This window comes from Vibrio sp. AND4 (assembly GCF_000171815.1).
Taxonomy (GTDB): Bacteria; Pseudomonadota; Gammaproteobacteria; order Enterobacterales; family Vibrionaceae; genus Vibrio.
In genome coordinates this window covers 30,566-50,631 of record NZ_ABGR01000012.1, presented here as the reverse complement: position 1 = coordinate 50,631, position 20,066 = coordinate 30,566, and the positions used below count along the sequence as shown (strand labels likewise).

Below are 20,066 nucleotides of genomic sequence, written 5' to 3'. Positions count from 1 at the left end.
TTTAAATGCAAACTAAGCCCAGTGTAGAGCCCACCATTTGTGCCTACTATCGGGTTCATTCTTGAAATAAATAAGAAATACCAGCAAAAGCCGTGAAACATATCACATTTGAATATGCAAATTTATGCCAGGACTGTCCATTTAAACACCTTTTGTAATAAAAACAGCAACTAACAATAAAGATATCAATAACAAGACTTGTTGCTCGGTTTTATATCACTCAATATGTTAGGCAAGTTGATGAGTATTAAATTCGAATTCAATTTATTTTAGCAATACAAAGTAAGAATTAGATAATACTAATTCAGCAATATCCTTCCTTCTAAAGCGTTACTATCAAATAAGCTGACTGATTATTTATGCCTTCCTAGTTCAAAGTTTTATAAATCAAATATCACCAGAATCACACAAAACTAGCCAAAACCATAAACACTCGTTATAACGACCGCGAGAGACAGATGACAAGGTCTCCAATAACTATGACTAGGATAAAAAAATGAGAAAACTTCCACAGATTGCGCTAGCTCTTTCGACTTCAATACTGATGGTGGGATGCCAGTCCATTCAGGATAAACTCAAGACAAGCAAACCACTGCAGCCGAATACAACTCAACATTTCATTGAGGAAGCCAAAGCCGAGCTTAACCAATATAAACAGTTTGATGTTAGTGATGAGGGGATGATTACTTTCACCGCTCAGTTGCCGCGATTCTCGACTTACACTTGGAAGCCCGTTGTGATTGCCGAATCAAGCTATCAAATCGCATGCGAGGAGTTGCGTGACTTCACGAAGCGCGGTTTTGTGGTAAAGACATGGTTTGCAGGACGAGGAGGACGTGCCGAGTACTACAACATGGCACGTTGTGAGGAAGAAGCCTCCTCCAGAAAATAAGCATAATAAAGCTCCACCAATGGTGGAGCTTTTTTGTATTCGAATTTTACCTATGGGCGAGCGACAAAACCTACAGCTTCGTACGCTTTTTTCAACGTTTGAGCCGCACGCGCCGATGCTTTCTCGGCACCTTGCTTCATCACTTCATTCATGTACACACGATCAGCACGAATGCGGTGGTATTCTGTTTGAATAGGCTCAAGCATAGCAACCAAGGCTTCCCCTACGTCTTTCTTGAATGGGCCGTACATTTCCACACCTTGGTACTTCGCTTCAATCTCTTCAAAGCTCATGCCTGTCGCCGCAGAGTAAAGTCCCATCAGATTAGAGATACCAGCTTTGCTTTCCCAGTCGTGCGCGATACGTGGTGGCGTTTCTGTGTCAGTTTGTGCTTTGTTGATCTTCTTAATGATCGAACTAGGCTCTTCCAACAGCGTGATGACGTTCTTGCGGTTATCATCAGATTTAGACATCTTCTTGGTTGCATCTTGAAGGCTCATTACGCGCGCGTTTACCGTCGGAATGTAAGGCTCTGGTACTTGGAAAATCGGCTGCTCTGGCGAGTAAATATTGTTAAAGCGGTGAGCAATATCACGCGCTAGCTCTAGGTGTTGCTTCTGATCGCTACCTACTGGCACTTGATGTGCACCGTAAAGCAGGATGTCTGCTGCCATCAGTACTGGGTAGTCAAACAGACCAACGTTTACATCACCAAACTGGCTTGAACTGTCGTTTGAGTAACGTGCAGATTTGTCTTTAAACTGCGTCATACGACCCAATTCACCCATCTGAGTGTAACAGTTAAGAAGCCAACCAAGTTGAGCATGCTCTGGTACGTGCGACTGAACAAATAGCGTGCTCTTCTTCGGGTCAACACCAACTGCCAGACAGATCGCCAATGCGTCTAGAGTCGCTTCATGCAGCGCTTTTGGGTCCTGACGAACCGTAATTGCATGAAGGTCTACCACACAGTATTGGCAATCATAATCGTCTTGCATCTGCTGCCATTGACGTAGAGCACCCAAGTAGTTACCGATACTTAGTTCACCTGAAGGTTGAACACCACTCAATACAATGGGCTTGCTCATTAGAATGATTCCTTTGACTTCTTAATCTAATTAAATGAAAAAACCGTGCTGCGATATGTGCACGGTTTACTCAGTGTACTCATTAGCGAGTATTTTGGAAGCTCTTTTACCGCCGTTATGCCGAAACCGCTACCACTTCCAATAATTCAGCCAAACTGTCTGCCACAAAATCCGGATTGGATGCTGCGATTGGTTCACCATGGTTATAACCATAAGTCAGGCCAAATGAGGCACAACCGGCATTTTTCGCCGCGAGAATATCGTTTTTCGAGTCGCCAACCATCAGCATTTCACTGGGTTGGATTTGGTGTTTCTCCATCAACCAGTTCAGTGCAATTGGGTTAGGTTTTTTCTCTGGGAACGCGTCACCGCCTAGCACATCAACAAAGTATTTTGCGATGTCGTGCTTTTCCAGAACCTCAGGTACAAACTTTGAGGGCTTATTGGTGACCAACGCCATCACAAAGCCTGTTTTGTGTAGTTCTTCAAGCGTCTCCTTTACCTCGGGGTAAAGGTGGCTTAACTTGTGACCGCTTTGCTCGTAGTAGTCATCAAACAGTACACGCGCTTTAGCGCGCAGTTCTTCACTTAACTCTGGATTGATGGTGAGGCTTTGGCTCAATGCACGACCGATCAATACGTCGGCGCCATTACCCACGTAATCACGAACTTGCTCTTCTGAAACCGATGGAAAGCCAAGCGCTTGCGCTGCTTGGTCGGCCGCTACCGCCAGATCAGGCACGCTATCAAGAAGGGTACCATCAAGATCGAAGGCGATGAATTTAATGTCTTGTTGAGTCATAACTTCTCTGAAGGTTTTTTATTTATAAATCGGTGAAAACGACAAAGGATGGCCCCCCATCCTTTGTTTTATCATTCTGTCTGATTTAGCAGTAACAGTTTGTTTAGCCGCTACTTTGCAGCAATACGCTGACGAACCGCTTCAAACAAACAGATGCCAGATGCCACAGATACGTTCAGGCTTGAAACGCTACCAGCCATTGGGATCTTAATCAAATCGTCACAGGTTTCGCGAGTCAGACGGCGCATACCGCCACCTTCAGCCCCCATCACGATAGCAAGAGGACCTGTCAGCTTCGCTTGATAGATATCATGCGTTGCTTCGCCCGCTGTCCCAACAAACCAAATACCTTGCTCTTGCAGTGTGCGCATAGTACGAGCCAAGTTAGTCACTCGGATCAATGGCACGACTTCGGCTGCACCGCAAGCGACTTTGCTTACGGTGGCGTTCATCGGTGCTGAACGATCTTTCGGTACGATGATCGCCGCTGCGCCAGCTGCGTCTGCATTACGCAGGCAAGCACCCAAGTTGTGCGGATCCGTCACACCATCTAATACAAGTAGCAGTGGTGCATCATGCTGCGCTAGGATGCCATCGATGTCATTTTCATTGAGCTGTTTCGCAGCTTTAACACGAGCAATGATGCCTTGATGGTTAGCACCGTGTGCTTTGTCGTCTAGCGTTTTACGAGTCATTTGTTGGATAGACACGCCACAAACCTGAAGATCATTCAGGATTGGCATTAGGCGATCGTCTTGACGTCCTTTTAGCACGTACGCTTCAATAAAACGCTCTGGTTCGCGTTCCAATACCGCCTTCACTGCGTGAATGCCGTAGATAAATTCGTTACTCATTGTTTAACCTGTTGTTCTGGTCATATTGCCTGCGCCAATCTACCCCTTTAAATCCAAGCTAGACTGGCGATTCAGCCTACTCTGCGTCGCTCTTGGTACGCTTGGTCTTCTTCGGCTTACTGTGTGGCTTTTTCTTGCGTTCTTTTTTCACTTTAGGCTTTTTAGCGCCTTCAGTCTTGCCGCGTTTTGCGCCATTTTTACCAGTTTTCTCTGCTTCTGCAGGTTCTGGTCGCTTGGTTGGCTCAATCGCTGGTATCGCGCGAGTAGCGCCTTTGGTTGCCGCACGTTTTTTCTCTTTCGCTTTGCGCTTGGCATCCGCTACGCGTTTCTTCGCCGTCTTACCTTCGCCGCGTAGCTTACGGCTTGTTTCGATTAATTCAAAGTCAATTTGCTTATCATTTAAGTTAACCGCCAGCACTTTTACTTTCACCGCATCGCCCAAGCGATAGATGTTACCGAAGCTTTCACCAATAAGTCTTTGACCAATAGGATCAAACTGGTAATAGTCGTTCGCCAGCGTTGAAATGTGCACCAAACCATCAATGTGCAGTTCAGTCAAACGAACGAAGAAACCAAAGCTAGTAACATTCGCAATGACACCATCAAGCGCATCACCAACATGGTCTTGCATGTATTCACACTTCAACCAATCAGAGACATCTCGGGTCGCGTCATCTGCACGACGCTCTGTCATTGAACATTGCTCGCCGTAGAAGTCCATGTCATCAAACGAATAGTGGTAACCACCCGTTGGCGTCCATCGGTCTTGGTTGCGGCCTGCTTCTTTCGCAATCAGGTATTTGATTGCGCGGTGTAACAGTAAATCAGGGTAGCGACGGATTGGCGACGTGAAATGCGCGTAGCGTTTTAGTGCTAGACCAAAGTGACCGGCGTTATCTGCGTTGTATACCGCCTGTTTCATAGAGCGAAGCAGCATGGTCTGGATCAGCTCTTTGTCCTGACGCCCAGCGATTTGCTTAACTAAATCCGCATAGTCGGTTGGTGATGGCTCCAAGCCACCTTTTAAATCAAGGCCTAACTCACTTAAGAAGTCTCGGAAACCTTGTAGGCGAAGTTCACCCGGAGAGTCATGAACACGATACAATGCTGGTTCTTTCGCTTTTTCAACGTAAGACGCAGAAGCAACGTTAGCCAAGATCATACATTCTTCGATGATCTTGTGCGCGTCATTACGAATCACAGGTTCAATGCTTTCAATCTTACGATCAGCATTGAAAATAAACTTGGTTTCAACCGTTTCGAACTCGATCGCACCACGGTTATCACGTGCATTTTTTAGCACTTTGTACATCGCGTGCAGTTCTTCGAGATGCGGGACGTGCGTGTGATAACGCATACGCAGTTCTTCATCTCCTTCAAGTATCGCACCCACCTTGTTGTAAGTCAGACGAGCATGCGAGTTCATCACCGCTTCATAATGCTTGTAACCTGATAGCTTACCCGTTTCTGAGACAGTCATCTCACACACCATACACAAGCGATCAACTTGCGGGTTAAGCGAACACAAGCCGTTTGACAACACTTCAGGCAACATTGGTACCACTTGCGATGGGAAGTACACCGAGTTACCTCGATTGATGGCTTCTTTATCAAGCGCAGAGTCCGTGCGTACGTAGTAACTGACGTCAGCGATGGCGACCCATAGACGCCAACCTCCCCCTTTCTTCTTCTCACAGAAAACGGCGTCATCGAAGTCTCGAGCGTCCTCACCATCTATGGTTACTAGGGGCAGGTCGCGTAGGTCTATACGGCCCACTTTCGCCTCTTCGGGCACTTCTTCGCTCAGGTTTTCGATCTGCTTATCAACCGCTTCCGGCCAGTCGTGTGGGATCTGGTGGGTACGAATGGCAACTTGCGTCTCCATACCTGGCGCCATATTTTCACCAAGTACTTCAACCACTTTCCCCATCATGCCCCGTGAGCGAGAACCACGGTCAGTAACCTCAATCACCACCACGTTACCCATTCGGGCACCCGCTTTATGCTCATTGGGGATCAGAATGTCTTGGCTAATGCGCGAGTCATCAGGTACAACATATGAGTAGCCATATTCAAGGAAGAAACGCCCTACGATCTGCGTATTACGCTCCTCTAAAACGCGCACAAGACGCCCTTCACGACGACCACGTTTGCTGTTGTCGGTTGGTTGTACCAAGACGAAGTCACCGTGGATGATGTGCTTCATCTGGTGATGTGGCAATACAATGTCATTATCCTTGCCTACACTGCCTTCTGGACGAACCCAGCCATGGCCATCTTTATGACCAATTACATAACCTTTCACCATCTCGAGTTTTTCTGGTAACGCGTAGCACTGACGGCGCGTAAACACGAGCTGACCATCGCGCTCCATCGCACGCAGTCGGCGACGCAACCCCTCGTAATGTTCTTCACCTTCCAGCTTCAGTGCTTCAAACAAATCATTGCGATTCATTGGAGCACCTGCTTTTTTTAGAAACTCAAGAATGAACTCTCTACTCGGGATTGGATTTTCGTAATTTTTGGATTCACGATCGGCGAAAGGATCGTTTGAAATATGGTCTGACATAGGCACGCCTATCTAGCAAGGAAGGTATAGAGCTAGTATATCTGAGTCTCTCAATAAGCTACAGAAATAGCTTTAAAAAGAGAGTCAGTAAAACGAATTGATGCAGCGTTGATAAGACTAAGGACGAGTGAGTAATATCAGCAACTCTGAATTATCACGCAATAGTTCTTCAATCGTGCAACCATCTAATTCAGCCATAAAGGCCATTTTCGCTTGCGCTAACTTCTCTTTTAGACGGCAGGCTGGCGTGATGTGACAAAACTCCACAGAACAATTCACCAAATCGAGTGGCTCCAAATCACGCACGACACCACCGACTGTAATTTCTTGCGGCGCCTTCAATAAACGAATCCCGCCGTTTTTGCCACGTACGGTATGTACATAACCAAGCTGCCCAAGGCGGTTGATCACTTTCACCATGTGGTTGCGTGATACACCAAATAAATCAGTCACTTCAGTAATATTTGTCAACTCATCTTTTGGCAGTGATGCCAAGTAGATTAAGGTTCTGAGCGCGTAGTCGGTAAAGCTGGTTAACTGCATGTTGCTATCCTCTCTAATCGCAAAATTGTAAATCTTTTCTTGATTAAAAGATACATTTGAGATACAACTTTAAACATGCATTGAAAATACAACTTTAAATAGAGAAGCATTATGATCAGTAACAAAACCATTGACATCGTGAAAGCAACCGCACCTATTATTGCTGAAACGGGCCCAAAACTAACGGCGCATTTTTATGATCGCATGTTTACCCATAACCCTGAGTTGAAAGACATTTTCAACATGAGTAACCAGCGTAATGGTGACCAGCGTGAAGCTCTATTTAATGCAATCTGTGCTTACGCTGCTAACATTGATAACCTACCTGCGCTGCTTGGTGCAGTAGAGAAGATTGCCCACAAACACACGAGCTTTATGATCACTGAAGATCAGTACCAAATCGTCGGTACTCACCTACTTGCCACTATCGATGAGTTACTTTCGCCAGGTCAAGAAGTTCTTGATGCATGGGCAGAGGCTTACGGCGTGCTAGCGAACGTGTTTATTCAACGTGAAGAGCAAATCTACCAAGAGAATGCAGCGCTTCAAGGCGGCTGGCGTGGTCTGCGTGAGTTCGAATTAGTAGGTAAGCAACTGGAAAGTGAAAACATCTGTAGCTTTGTTTTCAAACCAACCGATGGTGACAAGGTTTCTGAGTACAAACCAGGGCAATATCTGGGTATTTACATCAACAGCGATAAGTTCGACAACCAAGAAATTCGCCAATACAGCCTATCATCTGCCGTCCAAGAAGATACTTACCGTATCTCTGTAAAACGCGAAGAAGGCGGTAAAGTGTCGAATTACCTTCACGATGAGCTGAACATCGGCGATAAAGTGCAACTTGCCGCACCTGCAGGTGATTTCTTTATGGATGTAGACGCAGCAACGCCAGTTGTTTTGGTGTCGGCGGGTGTGGGTTTAACACCAACTCTATCTATGCTTGAAAGCCTCTCTGAGCACCAAGCGCCAGTGACCTGGGTGCACGCTGCAGAAAACGGCCAACAGCACGCATTTAAGCACCACGTAAATCAGCTCGTGAATGCAAAAGAGAACATGAACTCGCTAGTTTGGTATAACCAGCCAACAGCAGAAGATAAAATTGGCGAAGACTTTAACTTCAGTGGTTTTGTAAACCTAAATGAAATTGAAGTCGCTCTAAAGCAAGACAAGGTACAAGTTTACTTCTGTGGTCCTGTCGGCTTTATGCAGCATGTAGCGAAACAGTTGCTTGATCTGGGTGTGCCGCAAGAACAGTTCCACTACGAGTGCTTCGGTCCACACAAGGTCGTTTAATCGCTCACGATTACTCGTCGGGAAAAACAACAAAGCCCACATGATGTGGGCTTTGTTGTATGTATTGGCTGAGCTTTATGAAGTTATTCGTCTTAGAAAAGTAAGTCTACCAGAAGGTATCGCGGCGTTTGGCTCGCACAATTATGTTTTCTGGCATGCGTTGCTCAAGACCATTTCTAAGCATCGCTATGCGCTTGTATTTTCTTTGGTCTGCAGTCACCGAGTTATACAACCAGCGGTACGCGTCTTCGTAATCCAGCGGGCTGCCGTAATCACGCAGTAGCAACTCAGCAAGGTGAATTCGCGCATTCAGATTTCCCATGGACGCCGCTTCACGTAAATATGGAATTGCACGTTCTTTATCTTGTTGGACTAGGGTACCGCGAGAGTAGTAGCGGCCTAACTGCTCCAACGCGGCTGGCAAGCCTTGGTGGGCTGCGTTTTCCATGTAGTAAAGACCAAGCTCTACGTCCTGCTCTACACACACACCCCACGCCAACATATCACCATAAAGAAATTCATAGGACGGCAAGTTAATACGTGTTGCGCGTGCCACGATATCTTCCACTAATTGGCAGTGATCAGCGCGCACACGTTCTAAGTGCTTATTTTGCTCAATAAGCTTTATAAGCTCTGCTTCGGTGTAGATGGGAACAGGCGCCCCTATCTCGGCAACATCCGCCTTAGCCGATGTTGCACTCAGCATCAACAACAGTGAAGCAGCCACTGTTCGTAACTTCATAAATGTACTCTTTAAGGTATCTAAGAAACCAAAGATCAGCTCAGGATCTCCTCTGCTTGATAACCTTATCGGCAAAGGTCCGTTAAGCTTTAGGCAATTTTTGCCTCCCATTTAGCTTAACGGCAAATCTTTGCCACAGCGAGTTACATCTTTTAGCCATAACCCCTCGACGTATAGACACAAAAAAGCCAGCGATAAACGCTGGCTTTTGCAACTGTCTGTACAATCAGGAATTAAGCACCGTATGGGTGAACCTTGATGATTGTTTCGTTACGGTCAGGGCCTGTAGAGATGATGTCTACTGGCACACCCGTCAGCTCTTCGATACGTTTGATGTAATCCAAAGCCGCTTGTGGTAGAGCGTCGATTGATTTCGCACCAAATGTTGTCTCAGACCAACCAGGCATTGTTTCGTAGATTGGCGTTGCTTCTTCGAATGACTCTGCAGACATTGGAGAAACTTCTAAGATAGCGCCATCTTTCATCTTGTAACCAGTACAGATCTTGATCTCTTTAAGGCCATCAAGAACGTCTAGTTTAGTAAGACACATACCGGTTAGAGAGTTGATTTGGATTGCACGACGCATCGCTACTGCATCAAACCAACCTGTACGACGCAGACGACCAGTCGTTGCACCAAACTCGTGGCCAACATCACCTAGGTGCTTGCCCACTGGGTCCTGCTTATCTAGTCCGTCGTATAGTTCTGTAGGGAATGGGCCTGAACCAACACGAGTACAGTAAGCCTTAGTGATACCAAGGATGTAACCGATGTGACGAGGACCAAAACCAGAACCTGCAGCAACACCACCAGCAGTCGTGTTAGAAGAAGTTACGTATGGGTAAGTGCCGTGGTCGATATCAAGCAGAGTACCTTGCGCACCCTCGAACATAATCTTGTCGCCGCGCTTACGTGCTGCGTCTAGTTCGTCAGTTACGTCCATAACCATTGAAGTCAGTAGTTCAGCGTAACCCATGCACTGCTCAAGTACTTCTTCGTAGCTTACTGTTTTCGCTTTGTAGAAGTGCTCTAGCTGGAAGTTATGGAACTCCATTACTTCTTTCAGTTTCTCAGCGAACACTTCTTTATCGAAAAGGTCACCAACGCGTAAACCACGACGAGCGACCTTATCTTCGTAAGCTGGACCAATACCACGACCCGTTGTACCGATAGCTTTCGCACCACGAGCGATTTCACGCGCGTTGTCGATAGCGATGTGATACGGAAGAATTAGAGGACAAGCTTCAGAAACGAAAAGACGCTCACGAACTGGGATACCGCGCTCTTCAAGAGGCTTCATTTCTTTAAGTAGTGCTTCAGGCGACAGTACAACACCATTACCGATAACGCATTTTACGTTATCGCGAAGGATACCTGAGGGAATTAAGTGAAGAACGGTTTTTTCACCGTCAATTACAAGTGTGTGACCTGCATTGTGACCGCCTTGGTAGCGCACCACGTATTTTGCATCTTCAGTCAAAAGGTCTACGATTTTACCTTTACCTTCGTCACCCCATTGGGTGCCTAGAACGACTACGTTATTTCCCATCTTTCCAAGTCTGATTGCTAGTTAAAAATGGATTCTAGCACCGAATCGCTCTTCTTGCAGTCATTTTTTATTCACAGAGTTGATACTAGAATGCAAACTCGCTTTCCCTGCTCGTTTCGAAAACACTACATCACTGATAGTATTTAGTTTTCAGAATTCAACTAGGAATCATAATGTCTGAGTCTATCTGGCTAGCGATTGGGCTAGTATTAATCGTCGAAGGTATTGGACCTTTGGTCGTGCCAAATGGCTGGCGCAACATGGTGGCTCAGTTGAGTGAGCAGCCCAATAACCAGTTACGCCGCGTTGGTGGTTGCTTAGTCGTGGCAGGCGCCGTCATCGCCATTATGATGGGTTAATCACACGATAACCTCACCCCAATGCAGCAAAAACCATTTCTCACAAATACCGATAGCGACAAAAAAGGCTCCATAACGGAGCCTTTAAATTTGCTGTAACGCTTAGCTTATTTCGCAGCTGCGCCTTTTGCGTTGTTCATGTATTGGAAGAAGTCACTCTTCGGATCCAGAACAAGGACGTCATTCTTAGAACTGAACGATTTCTCGTATGCTCTTAGAGAACGTAAGAAGCTGAAGAATTCAGGATCTTTGTTGTAAGCATCTGCATAAATCTTCGCCGCTTTTGCATCCGCTTCACCTCGTGTGACACGAGCTGTTTTGTCTGCTTCTGCAAGAATTTTTGCCACTTCAAGCTCGGCTTGAGCGCGAATAACCTCTGCTTTCTCACGACCTTGAGAGCGGAACTTACGCGCTACTGACTCACGCTCTGCACGCATACGACGATAAATAGATTCACTGATTTCGTCAGGTAAGTTGATTTTCTTAATACGGAAATCAACAACTCTTACCCCCAAGTCTTTCATCGCACTTTCGCGAGTATCGCTGAGAACTTCCGCCATAATGACGTCACGCTCACCATCGATTTCAAGCGCTTTGAGAGCGGCTTCAGTCGTCAGTTCATCTTCCACTCCGCCGACCAACTCTTGGCTTTTCTTACGAGGCCCGGAGATGATCTGCTTAATTTCGCGCGAACCAATTTCTGAACGTAAAACGTCGGTTACTTTACGCTCTAGAAGCGCTTCTGCCGTCAGCGTGTTACCGCCACCAGTGGCAAGATAGTAACGACCAAAATCCTCGATACGCCACTTCGCATAGGTATCAATGATTACGTCTTTTTTCTCGGAGGTTACGAAACGGTCAGCACGACCATCCATCGTTTGGATACGAGCATCCAGTTGTTTGACACGGTCGAACAATGGCATTTTAAAATGCAAACCCGGTTCGTAAACGCGAGTAATGTCGTTATCTTTTAAGACACGACCAAATCGAACGACGATACCGCGTTCACCTTCTGGAATCACAAACAGTGACATCAGCATCAATGCCAATGCAATGACCAGTACAGGGATCATTAACTTACGCATTCTTAGTATCTCCCTTGACGTGCACCAGTTGAACGAGACTGTGTATTCGAAGTACTCTCTGTCGGACGCTCAGACTCCAACTGGATATCATCGTACGTTGAACTGGACTTCGATTTACGTTTAGTATCTGTCTGACCACTTTGGCCTACCAATTTATCGATCGGAAGGTAAAGAAGGTTGCCGCTTGATTCAGAGTCAATCAGTACTTTAGACGTACTCAGGTATACTTCTTCCATGGTATCTAGATACAAACGGTCACGAGTTACACTCGGTGATGCTTGGTATTCAGGTAGCAGTTTTTCGAACTGCGCAACTTGACCAAGCGCTTCGTTTGTCACACGTTCCGTGTAACCTTGTGCTTCTTTCTTCAGACGCTCAGCACGACCTGTAGCCTTAGGAAGAATATCATTGCGATAGGCTTCAGCTTCACGTTCAAAACGCTCTTCATCCTCACGCGCTGCGATTGCATCATCAAACGCATCTTTCACTTGTTCAGGCGGACGCGCAGACTGGAAGTTCACGTCGACGATCATGATACCCATATCGTAGCTATCGATGATTTGGTTGAGTGTTTCTTGCGTCGTTTGACGAATTTGCTGACGACCGCTTGTCAGGATGCTATCCATTAGAGAGTCACCAATGACCGCACGCAGCGCAGAATCCGTTGCTTGACGCAAGCTGTCGTCTGCATTTGTTACGCGATATAGATATTTGTATGGGTCGGCAACTCGGTATTGGACATCCATTGCGACGGTTACTACGTTTTCATCTTTGGTCAGCATAAGACCAGATGCACGCAGCGAACGAATCGCTTGCACGTTAACTGCTTCGTATTCGTCGATAAAACGAGGACGCCAGTTCAGACCAGGGTCTACGATACGATCGTATTTACCTAAACGCAGCACCACGCCGCGCTCTGCTTCACCTATAGTGTAAAAACCAGCGAAGAACCACACCGCAATCGCAATAACCGCAATCACACCGAAGCCGATTGCGCCACCACCACCGCCGATAGAAGAACCACCGCCACCTTTTTTACCAAACTTGCCACCCAGCTTTCGACTCAGTTTATTGAACACTTCATCTAAATCTGGCGGCCCTTGATCTCGACCACCAGGACGCTGGCCACCACGATTATTATTACCCCAAGGGTCATTATCGCGGCCATTGTTGCCGTTGTTATTTCCAGGCTCATTCCACGCCATTAGAAAGCTCCATCATTTGATATGACGTTATACTGTAGCAGTCCTTTAAGTGACTATAAAGTCGACTAAAACTGCCCCTTCTCTTTTTTCAAGTCTAGACCAGTCTACCTGTTGCATTCGAATATCGATCAACAAGTCACCTTCCTGGTCATACTCCTCACGTTGAATACACTTCATGTCAAAGAATGTACTACGGAGTCGCCCTTGATACTGTGGAGGAATTCGCAACTGATACTCAACCATTTGCGACGCAAGACGTTCGGTCAGCGCGTCAAATAGAAGTTCAATGCCTAATCCATCCATCGCCGATACCCAGACCGCACGAGGTACGCCTTCCTCGTCTCGTTCTATACGTGGTTTCTGCTCTTCAAGGTTGTCAATCTTGTTCATTACTACGAGCGTCGGCACTTCATCTGCATCGATCTCTTCTAGGACTTCATGAACAGCTTGAATATTCTCACGAAAACGCTCATCACTGGCATCAACAACATGTAACAAAATGTCAGCTTCTTGCGTTTCCTTTAAGGTCGCCTTAAATGCGGCAACCAAATCGTGAGGCAGATGTCGGATAAAACCAACGGTATCTGCAAGTATTGCGGGGCCCACATCTGCTAACTCTATCTTACGTAACGTTGGGTCAAGAGTAGCAAACAGCTGATCTGCCGCATAAACACCAGCTTGTGTAATGCGGTTGAAAAGTGTCGACTTACCCGCGTTGGTATAGCCTACGAGAGAAACTGTAGGGATTTCAGCTCGGTTTCGAGCACGACGCCCTTGTTCACGCTGCTTCGCTACTTTCTCAAGACGACGCAGGATGGTTTTGATTCTTTCACGCAATAAACGACGGTCAGTTTCTAACTGGGTTTCACCTGGCCCACGTAAACCGATACCGCCTTTCTGCCTTTCAAGGTGTGTCCAACCACGAATCAAACGAGTAGAGATATGACGAAGTTGGGCTAGTTCTACTTGCAGCTTACCTTCGTGTGTTCTTGCTCGTTGAGCAAAGATATCGAGAATGAGACCAGTGCGGTCGAGAACTCGACATTTACACAGTGCTTCGAGGTTACGTTCTTGGGCAGGAGAGAGGGAGTGATTAAAAATCACAATTTCAGCACCAGTTAATTGTACCGCAGTAGCAATTTCTTGTGCCTTACCCTCTCCGACATAGTATTTCGGGTGTGGGGATTGGCGACTACCAGTTACAACTTGCAGCGCCTCTACCCCAGCAGAAGAAACCAGCATTTCGAATTCAGCCAGATCTTCCCATTCACCTTCTTGCGTGAAGTTGATATGAACAAGTACGGCTCGCTCACCGGTTTCATAACGGTCAAACAAGCATTCAACTCCTTGTTGTTAAAATACGATATGAAGAATTATTCTTCAGGCTTCTCTTGTGGACGCTCACCTTGAGGACGTTCAGCATTGTGGTGGCTGACAGGACGAGCCGGCACAACGGTAGAGATTGCATGCTTGTATACCATCTGGTTAACCGTATTCTTCAATAAGATCACGAACTGATCGAAAGACTCGATCTGACCTTGCAATTTGATACCGTTCACAAGGTAGATAGATACTGGAATACGCTCACGACGCAGCGCATTTAGGAATGGGTCTTGTAGAGATTGCCCCTTAGCCATTTTATTTTCCTTATTTAATTTGTAGTTGTAATTATTTAGCTAGTGGTGCAATGCAAAGGTGTTACTTTTGCATCTGAGCTAAACGAATCAAAAATGCACTCTAAGTAATTAGCAGCATAGTATAAAAACCGCCAACCACCGATCCTTTGAAAGTGCGTTCACGCAAAAACGAACACATTATACACAGCTAACTTAATCCGATGCTATTGCTTCTGACATGGTTTCAAGTGCCTGTCCAATGTTTTCGCTATCTAACCAAGTTAAATCATTCCAGCTGCGTAACCAGGTGATTTGACGCTTGGCCAATTGACGAGTCGCACAAATGCCACGAAAAATAGCTTCGTCGCGTGTGCAGTCCCCATCTAAGTACTCCCACATCTGTCTGTAGCCAACGCATCGGATAGAAGGAAGGTCTGGGTGAAGATCTTTGCGCGCATACAACACGTTCATCTCCTCTTCAAAACCCGCTTCCATCATCTTGTCGAAACGTTGCTCAATACGACGGTGAAGTTCTGCCCTGTCCTTGGGAGCTATTGCAAACTGTTTGACTCGGTAAGGTAAGCTATCACCTTTTTTCTGAGTCAACTCAGTAAGAGTTTTACCTGAAATGCGGAATACTTCCAATGCCCTAGACAAACGTTGAGGATCATTCGGATGGATTCTCACTGCCGATACAGGATCAATCTCTTTCAGCTCATCGTGCAACACCGACCAACCTTTAGTCAATGCCTCTCGCTCAATTTGCTGACGAATTTCAGGATTTGCAGCAGGAAGTGGCGATAACCCCTCAAGCAAGGCTTTGTAGTACAACATAGTACCGCCTACTAACAGTGGGATTTTTCCCTCTGCTACAATATCATCCATCATCTGTAAAGCATCGCGACGAAAGTCCGCCGCAGAGTATGATTCGCTCGGATCAAGAATATCGATAAGACGATGCGGCGCCAAGCTAAGCTCGCGCTCATCAGGCTTCGCGGTACCAATGTTCATATCTTTGTAAATTAACGCTGAATCTACGCTAATGATCTCAACCGGATACTTCTGACGAAGTCGAATCGCTAGCTCTGTTTTGCCTGATGCAGTTGGCCCCATTAGAAATAGCGCCAAAGGTAGTTTGTCTGTCATGGTCTTAATTTGGCAATCGTGGCAGAGAAATCAACAGCTGACACAAATTTTGTGTCTTCTAATGGTAATTGACCATGCCTTAGCTGTTCAAGTTCCGCAATAATTTGAATGGCTTCGGAAAGAGTATAGTGACTTTTTACAGTGGTCACCTTAAAAGCAAGCCAATCTATCAATTCTGATAGTGGTTGCGCCGTTGCTCCCTCCTTCCTCAAGCGAGCTTGCGCGTAAGATAACAGATCTGGTATCAAATTTTGTAAGTTTTGTTGGCGCAGTGGGGCTGGTACGCCCATGACCATCAAAGCTTTATCATTTCTCGCTTTAAGCTGAATACCTAACTGAGCAAAGTCTTGCTGATGGTCTTGCGCTAGCTGCACTAACTCAGGCTCTAATTTCACTGATAATGGCACCAGTAACGGTTGAGCTTTTAACGCGCCGTCGCTCGGTGTGAGCTGACCTTTGGTTCGATAAAACTCCGCTCTTGGCAGCGCAACCAGAGCTACACCACCATCACTGCTCATCAAGACATACTGTTCGCCCACCACAGCCAGAGCTTTGCTAAGTGCCGTAACTGGCGGCAAAACCATTTCTAGCGGGGTACTGACTGGCACTTTTTGGGGCACTGTTTGAGGCTCAAAATCGGGCGTCTTAAGTAACTCATGATAAGCACGCACTTCTTGTTTACTCGGTGCGGGGTCGGCGTGACGTAGCTCCTTGCTTGAAGTTGGTTTCGACACGGGTTTAGAGTCAACCCAATCGGTTCGCTTGAAAGAATCCACCGCTCGCGCTTCTCGCACAGAAGAATCACTTGTCGCTCTATCACGAGGTTTTACTTTGTAATCTGAGCGCCCTGGGTAAGCTGGCGTGCTATCAATCGCTTGATACACTCGTTCTGGTACTTGAGCACCCATTTTCTCAGGTATATTTGTTGGTTCCTCAGAAGGCGCTACCACAACCTCTGACGGCTCTATTAGCTCGACGGGTTCCGCATGATGGAACGCGGATTCGTTCACCTGGGGTTTATCAATCACTAAACTCTGCGCAAGGGCGTCAGCAAGCGCTTGATAGATAAAGTCATGCACTAAACGAGCTTGATGAAAACGCACTTCATGCTTAGCTGGGTGCACATTAACATCCACTTGGTGCGGGTCGAGCTCAATAAATACTACATACGCAGCAAATTGATCTGACTTTAGGCTAGCTGCGTAACTTTGACGAATCGCATGATTGATCAGCTTGTCACGCATCATGCGACCATTCACGTAGCAATACTGTAAATCGCTCTGCTGTCTCGCCCCTTCAGGTGTGGTAATCCAGCCGTGTAACTTAAGCCCTTGATGTTCTAACTCAATCCGCAGCATATTACGCACAAAAACGTTACCACATACCGCAGCGATTCGCTTTTCAGTTTGTAACTGATTTTTTGCCGCGCGATATTGGCGGACCATTTTACCGTTGTGGCGCACATTGATGGTAACGTCGAAACGACTCAACGCAATGCGTTTTAGTAATTCATCGATATGAGCAAATTCGGTTTTCTCGGTGCGAAGGAATTTACGACGTGCGGGAGTGTTAAAAAACAAATCTAACACCTCAACCGAAGTGCCAATCGGGTGAGCTGTAGGCTGAAGCTTAACCTTCATGTCCCGACCTTCAGAGTATGCACTCCATGCCTGCTCTTGCACTGCGGGACGAGAGGTCATAGTCAGACGCGATACAGAGCTTATACTCGCTAACGCCTCGCCACGAAACCCCAAACTCATGATGGCTTCAAGATCGTCCAAAGTGTGAATCTTGGAGGTCGCATGGCGACTTAACGCTAGGCCCAACTCATCTTTCACTATCCCTTTGCCATTATCGCGCACACGAATTAACTTAGCGCCACCTTTCTCGATATCAATATCAATACGAGTTGCACCAGAGTCAAGACTGTTTTCTACCAGTTCCTTCACAACAGAAGCGGGTCTTTCAACCACTTCTCCTGCTGCGATTTGGTTTGCCAATCGCGCTGGCAAAATCTTAATGCTCATGATGAGTTATCAGCTCACTTATTTGTTTGGAATGATCAGCACCTGCCCAACGGCAAGCTTGTCAGAACGCAGTTTATTCGCTTTACGGATGCTTGAGACACTCACGCCATATTTCGACGCAATCTTACCAAGGTATTCTCCACGGCCAACTTTGTGCTTACGAATTGGTTTATCTTTCACCGCAACAGTGATCTTTAATTTCTGACCAACCCAAACCGTATCTGACTTCAGATTATTCTCACGACGAATATCGGCGATCTTCACTTTGTAATGGCTGGCAATCTTACCGAGGAACTCCCCCGATTTAACCGTGTGCGTGATTGTCTCCGTTTTCACCGTTTTTGCTGTGCTCGGCACAGAAACTGAGGCGACACCAGTACCTGGGATCTTCAACTTCTGGCCAACAGCCAAACCACTGGACTTCAGTTTATTCGCACTCATGATAGCCTTCATTGACGTGCCATATCTCTGAGCAATCACTGACAACGACTCACCACGTTTAACGATATGAACCGATGATTTGGCTGAAGAAGAAAATACCGTGCCTTCTGGCGGGTTATCTTTCAGGTATTGTACAACTGCTTTGGTGATCGCACGCGCCAACTTATCTTGGTGAGATCGTTGAAACAGCAACTTCTCTTCGGTTGGATTCGAGATAAACCCAGTTTCAACCAAAACAGAAGGGATCTGCGGAGAACGCAAAACAGCCAAGCTGGTATTGATTGGTTTCGAATTGTGTAGACGAGCAACCTTACCCATCTCGCCTAATATGTTGGTCGCAAGCTTATAGCCTTCTTTTTGCGAATGGCTAAACTGGAGATCCAATAGCGTTTGGTTAACGTTACGGTCATTCGAACTCGTAACAAAAGCGGTCCCTGTACCACCTAGTAACTCCGACTGTCTCTCGTGGTTTTCTACCCAACGTGATATTTCAGTGTTTGCCCGACGCGTGTTCAATACGAACACTGAACCACCGCGCGGTTTTGGTGAGGTAAACGCATCAGCATGGATGGAAATCAATAAGTGTGCATTGTTCTCACGCGCAATCGCAACGCGTCGATTGAGGTTAACAAAGTAGTCACCGCTACGCGTCATGCGTGTTTTGATGCCAGGCACTGCATTTAATTGAGCAGCAAGCTTACGAGAAATACTCAATACCGCGTCTTTTTCATATTTACGGCGTGATGGGCCTATTGAACCAGGGTCCTCACCACCGTGACCGGGGTCAATCACAATAAGCGTCTCTTGTACACGTTGCACCATGCTCATATCTTTGCTCGGTGTTGCAGGCTTACTTGGCTTAACCGCTGTGGTTGTTGGCGTCGATTTTTTTGCTCCATGCGGCAAGTCAATCACCAAACGATGGCCATATTGCCCAGCAGGAGTCGGTTTTAGTGTGAATAACTCAGCCTGAACGCTCTTCTTCAACTCAAACACTAAGCGGTATGTACCCTTGTTAGGCGGAGAGCTCTGACGAACACGCTTTAACACCGGGCTGTCGGTCACTGTGACAGGTAACTTGGCTTGCATAGTGGTGCTTTTGAGATCCACCACCAAACGATCAGGGCTAGACAAGGAGAAATAAGAATAGTCAGCTTCCGTATTCATATCGATGACGACACGAGTCTCATCAGGTGAAGGCCAAACCCGGAAACTTTTTACAACGTTAGCAAATGCTAAGTTGGGGATGAAAAGGAGAAAAGTGGCGACAAATGTCGCCACTACTCTAAATTTTGAAAGACTCAACATAGCTTCAATCGACTGAGTAGCTGCACACCATATTCATTATTTGCCGTTAATTCGGCCACGCGTTGCTCGCCTTGGTAGCGAATATCTACATCAAGGTCGGGTTGTGGCAGCATTCCTTGCCCTTTTTCTGGCCACTCCACCAAACAGATCGCGTCATCCGTAAAGTAATCACGAATGCCCATGAACTCTAACTCCTCAGGATCAGCCAATCGGTAAAGATCGAAGTGGTAAACGTGCCACTTATCCAGTTGATAAGGTTCAACCAAAGTATAGGTCGGGCTTTTTACATTACCTTGATGACCAAGAGCACGGACAAAACCTCGACTAAAGGTTGTTTTACCTGCGCCCAAATCACCGTGCAGATAAATGGTGGTTTGTTGAGAACATAGCTGGGCCAATGCGGTACCTAATGCTACCGTTTCGTACTCATCTTTAAGATTAAATTGTTTCGTGCTCATTGACGCTTCTCTAACTAATGATCATTGACTATATAAAAATCAAAACAACAGGAATAGTAAACTGTGTTGGTTTTAAGAGACAAGC

18 protein-coding genes are annotated in these 20,066 nt (G+C 46.4%); 3 read left to right on the top strand and 15 right to left on the bottom strand.

Going from position 1 to position 20,066, the window contains the following annotated elements; genetic code table 11:
- Positions 1 to 496 precede the first annotated feature (496 nt).
- Complete coding sequence (locus tag AND4_RS12875; RefSeq protein ID WP_009843412.1) at positions 497 to 892, top strand: hypothetical protein; 396 nt, start codon at positions 497 to 499, stop codon at positions 890 to 892.
- 50 nt (positions 893 to 942) lie between these two features.
- Here AND4_RS12875 and trpS read toward each other — a convergent pair whose 3' ends face one another.
- The 5 genes from trpS to nsrR form a co-directional block, all read right to left on the bottom strand.
- Positions 943 to 1,980, bottom strand: a complete 1,038-nt coding sequence (gene trpS / locus AND4_RS12870) for a tryptophan--tRNA ligase (RefSeq protein WP_009843411.1) — start codon at positions 1,978 to 1,980, stop codon at positions 943 to 945.
- 115 nt (positions 1,981 to 2,095) lie between these two features.
- Positions 2,096 to 2,782: a phosphoglycolate phosphatase gene (locus AND4_RS12865; RefSeq protein WP_009843410.1), complete on the bottom strand. Its 687-nt coding sequence runs from the start codon at positions 2,780 to 2,782 to the stop codon at positions 2,096 to 2,098.
- A 110-nt stretch (positions 2,783 to 2,892) separates the two neighbouring features.
- On the bottom strand, positions 2,893 to 3,636 hold the full coding sequence (gene rlmB / locus AND4_RS12860; protein WP_009843409.1) for a 23S rRNA (guanosine(2251)-2'-O)-methyltransferase RlmB: 744 nt from the start codon (positions 3,634 to 3,636) through the stop codon (positions 2,893 to 2,895).
- A gap of 76 nt (positions 3,637 to 3,712) precedes the next feature.
- Positions 3,713 to 6,205: a ribonuclease R gene (rnr, locus tag AND4_RS12855; protein WP_009843408.1), complete on the bottom strand. Its 2,493-nt coding sequence runs from the start codon at positions 6,203 to 6,205 to the stop codon at positions 3,713 to 3,715.
- A 117-nt stretch (positions 6,206 to 6,322) separates the two neighbouring features.
- Positions 6,323 to 6,748, bottom strand: a complete 426-nt coding sequence (nsrR, locus tag AND4_RS12850; protein ID WP_009843407.1) for a nitric oxide-sensing transcriptional repressor NsrR — start codon at positions 6,746 to 6,748, stop codon at positions 6,323 to 6,325.
- A 111-nt stretch (positions 6,749 to 6,859) separates the two neighbouring features.
- Between nsrR and hmpA the strand changes: the two genes are divergently transcribed.
- Positions 6,860 to 8,044: an NO-inducible flavohemoprotein gene (gene hmpA, locus AND4_RS12845; protein ID WP_009843406.1), complete on the top strand. Its 1,185-nt coding sequence runs from the start codon at positions 6,860 to 6,862 to the stop codon at positions 8,042 to 8,044.
- Positions 8,045 to 8,150: 106 nt separating this feature from the next.
- Here the strand turns inward: hmpA and AND4_RS12840 are convergent, their stop codons facing one another.
- Together AND4_RS12840 and AND4_RS12835 are read right to left on the bottom strand one after the other, a co-directional pair.
- Positions 8,151 to 8,786, bottom strand: coding sequence for a tetratricopeptide repeat protein (locus tag AND4_RS12840; RefSeq protein ID WP_009843405.1), 636 nt, complete (start codon positions 8,784 to 8,786; stop codon positions 8,151 to 8,153).
- Positions 8,787 to 9,019: 233 nt separating this feature from the next.
- Positions 9,020 to 10,336: an adenylosuccinate synthase gene (locus AND4_RS12835; protein WP_009843404.1), complete on the bottom strand. Its 1,317-nt coding sequence runs from the start codon at positions 10,334 to 10,336 to the stop codon at positions 9,020 to 9,022.
- A 173-nt stretch (positions 10,337 to 10,509) separates the two neighbouring features.
- Here AND4_RS12835 and AND4_RS12830 point away from each other — a divergent pair, with 173 nt between their 5' ends.
- A complete protein-coding gene (locus AND4_RS12830; protein ID WP_009843403.1) occupies positions 10,510 to 10,695 on the top strand; it encodes a DUF2065 domain-containing protein in 186 nt (61 codons plus the stop codon).
- A gap of 107 nt (positions 10,696 to 10,802) precedes the next feature.
- Here the strand turns inward: AND4_RS12830 and hflC are convergent, their stop codons facing one another.
- The 8 genes from hflC to tsaE all read right to left on the bottom strand — a co-directional run bounded on the left by hflC (position 10,803) and on the right by tsaE (position 19,981).
- Complete coding sequence (gene hflC, locus AND4_RS12825) at positions 10,803 to 11,780, bottom strand: protease modulator HflC (RefSeq protein WP_009843402.1); 978 nt, start codon at positions 11,778 to 11,780, stop codon at positions 10,803 to 10,805.
- A gap of 2 nt (positions 11,781 to 11,782) precedes the next feature.
- Complete coding sequence (gene hflK / locus AND4_RS12820) at positions 11,783 to 12,985, bottom strand: FtsH protease activity modulator HflK (RefSeq protein WP_009843401.1); 1,203 nt, start codon at positions 12,983 to 12,985, stop codon at positions 11,783 to 11,785.
- A gap of 45 nt (positions 12,986 to 13,030) precedes the next feature.
- Positions 13,031 to 14,320, bottom strand: a complete 1,290-nt coding sequence (gene hflX, locus AND4_RS12815; protein WP_009843400.1) for a ribosome rescue GTPase HflX — start codon at positions 14,318 to 14,320, stop codon at positions 13,031 to 13,033.
- A gap of 38 nt (positions 14,321 to 14,358) precedes the next feature.
- The gene (gene hfq / locus AND4_RS12810; protein WP_009843399.1) at positions 14,359 to 14,622 is read right to left on the bottom strand and encodes an RNA chaperone Hfq; all 264 of its coding nucleotides are present in this window, start codon (positions 14,620 to 14,622) and stop codon (positions 14,359 to 14,361) included.
- A gap of 192 nt (positions 14,623 to 14,814) precedes the next feature.
- Complete coding sequence (gene miaA / locus AND4_RS12805; protein WP_009843398.1) at positions 14,815 to 15,747, bottom strand: tRNA (adenosine(37)-N6)-dimethylallyltransferase MiaA; 933 nt, start codon at positions 15,745 to 15,747, stop codon at positions 14,815 to 14,817.
- The gene (gene mutL, locus AND4_RS12800; RefSeq protein ID WP_009843397.1) at positions 15,744 to 17,774 is read right to left on the bottom strand and encodes a DNA mismatch repair endonuclease MutL; all 2,031 of its coding nucleotides are present in this window, start codon (positions 17,772 to 17,774) and stop codon (positions 15,744 to 15,746) included. Before mutL ends, miaA begins: the two co-directional genes overlap by 4 nt.
- 18 nt (positions 17,775 to 17,792) lie before the next feature.
- Positions 17,793 to 19,523 carry an N-acetylmuramoyl-L-alanine amidase gene (locus AND4_RS12795; RefSeq protein ID WP_009843396.1) on the bottom strand — a complete coding sequence of 577 codons (1,731 nt, stop codon included), beginning with the start codon at positions 19,521 to 19,523 and terminating at the stop codon, positions 17,793 to 17,795.
- Complete coding sequence (gene tsaE, locus AND4_RS12790) at positions 19,517 to 19,981, bottom strand: tRNA (adenosine(37)-N6)-threonylcarbamoyltransferase complex ATPase subunit type 1 TsaE (RefSeq protein ID WP_009843395.1); 465 nt, start codon at positions 19,979 to 19,981, stop codon at positions 19,517 to 19,519. The genes AND4_RS12795 and tsaE overlap by 7 nt, the downstream gene beginning before the upstream one ends.
- Positions 19,982 to 20,066: the final 85 nt, after the last annotated feature.

What these genes read in the sequence shown, in the direction of transcription:
- AND4_RS12795 (WP_009843396.1), bottom strand. Translation starts at nt 19,523, where the DNA reads ATGTTGAGTCTTTCAAAATTTAGAGTAGTGGCGACATTTGTCGCCACT.
- AND4_RS12840 (WP_009843405.1), bottom strand. Translation starts at nt 8,786, where the DNA reads ATGAAGTTACGAACAGTGGCTGCTTCACTGTTGTTGATGCTGAGTGCA.
- rnr (WP_009843408.1), bottom strand. Translation starts at nt 6,205, where the DNA reads ATGTCAGACCATATTTCAAACGATCCTTTCGCCGATCGTGAATCCAAA.
- AND4_RS12875 (WP_009843412.1), top strand. Translation starts at nt 497, where the DNA reads ATGAGAAAACTTCCACAGATTGCGCTAGCTCTTTCGACTTCAATACTG.
- tsaE (WP_009843395.1), bottom strand. Translation starts at nt 19,981, where the DNA reads ATGAGCACGAAACAATTTAATCTTAAAGATGAGTACGAAACGGTAGCA.
- nsrR (WP_009843407.1), bottom strand. Translation starts at nt 6,748, where the DNA reads ATGCAGTTAACCAGCTTTACCGACTACGCGCTCAGAACCTTAATCTAC.
- hflC (WP_009843402.1), bottom strand. Translation starts at nt 11,780, where the DNA reads ATGCGTAAGTTAATGATCCCTGTACTGGTCATTGCATTGGCATTGATG.
- AND4_RS12835 (WP_009843404.1), bottom strand. Translation starts at nt 10,336, where the DNA reads ATGGGAAATAACGTAGTCGTTCTAGGCACCCAATGGGGTGACGAAGGT.
- hflK (WP_009843401.1), bottom strand. Translation starts at nt 12,985, where the DNA reads ATGGCGTGGAATGAGCCTGGAAATAACAACGGCAACAATGGCCGCGAT.
- hmpA (WP_009843406.1), top strand. Translation starts at nt 6,860, where the DNA reads ATGATCAGTAACAAAACCATTGACATCGTGAAAGCAACCGCACCTATT.
- mutL (WP_009843397.1), bottom strand. Translation starts at nt 17,774, where the DNA reads ATGAGCATTAAGATTTTGCCAGCGCGATTGGCAAACCAAATCGCAGCA.
- hfq (WP_009843399.1), bottom strand. Translation starts at nt 14,622, where the DNA reads ATGGCTAAGGGGCAATCTCTACAAGACCCATTCCTAAATGCGCTGCGT.
- AND4_RS12865 (WP_009843410.1), bottom strand. Translation starts at nt 2,782, where the DNA reads ATGACTCAACAAGACATTAAATTCATCGCCTTCGATCTTGATGGTACC.
- rlmB (WP_009843409.1), bottom strand. Translation starts at nt 3,636, where the DNA reads ATGAGTAACGAATTTATCTACGGCATTCACGCAGTGAAGGCGGTATTG.
- miaA (WP_009843398.1), bottom strand. Translation starts at nt 15,747, where the DNA reads ATGACAGACAAACTACCTTTGGCGCTATTTCTAATGGGGCCAACTGCA.
- AND4_RS12830 (WP_009843403.1), top strand. Translation starts at nt 10,510, where the DNA reads ATGTCTGAGTCTATCTGGCTAGCGATTGGGCTAGTATTAATCGTCGAA.
- trpS (WP_009843411.1), bottom strand. Translation starts at nt 1,980, where the DNA reads ATGAGCAAGCCCATTGTATTGAGTGGTGTTCAACCTTCAGGTGAACTA.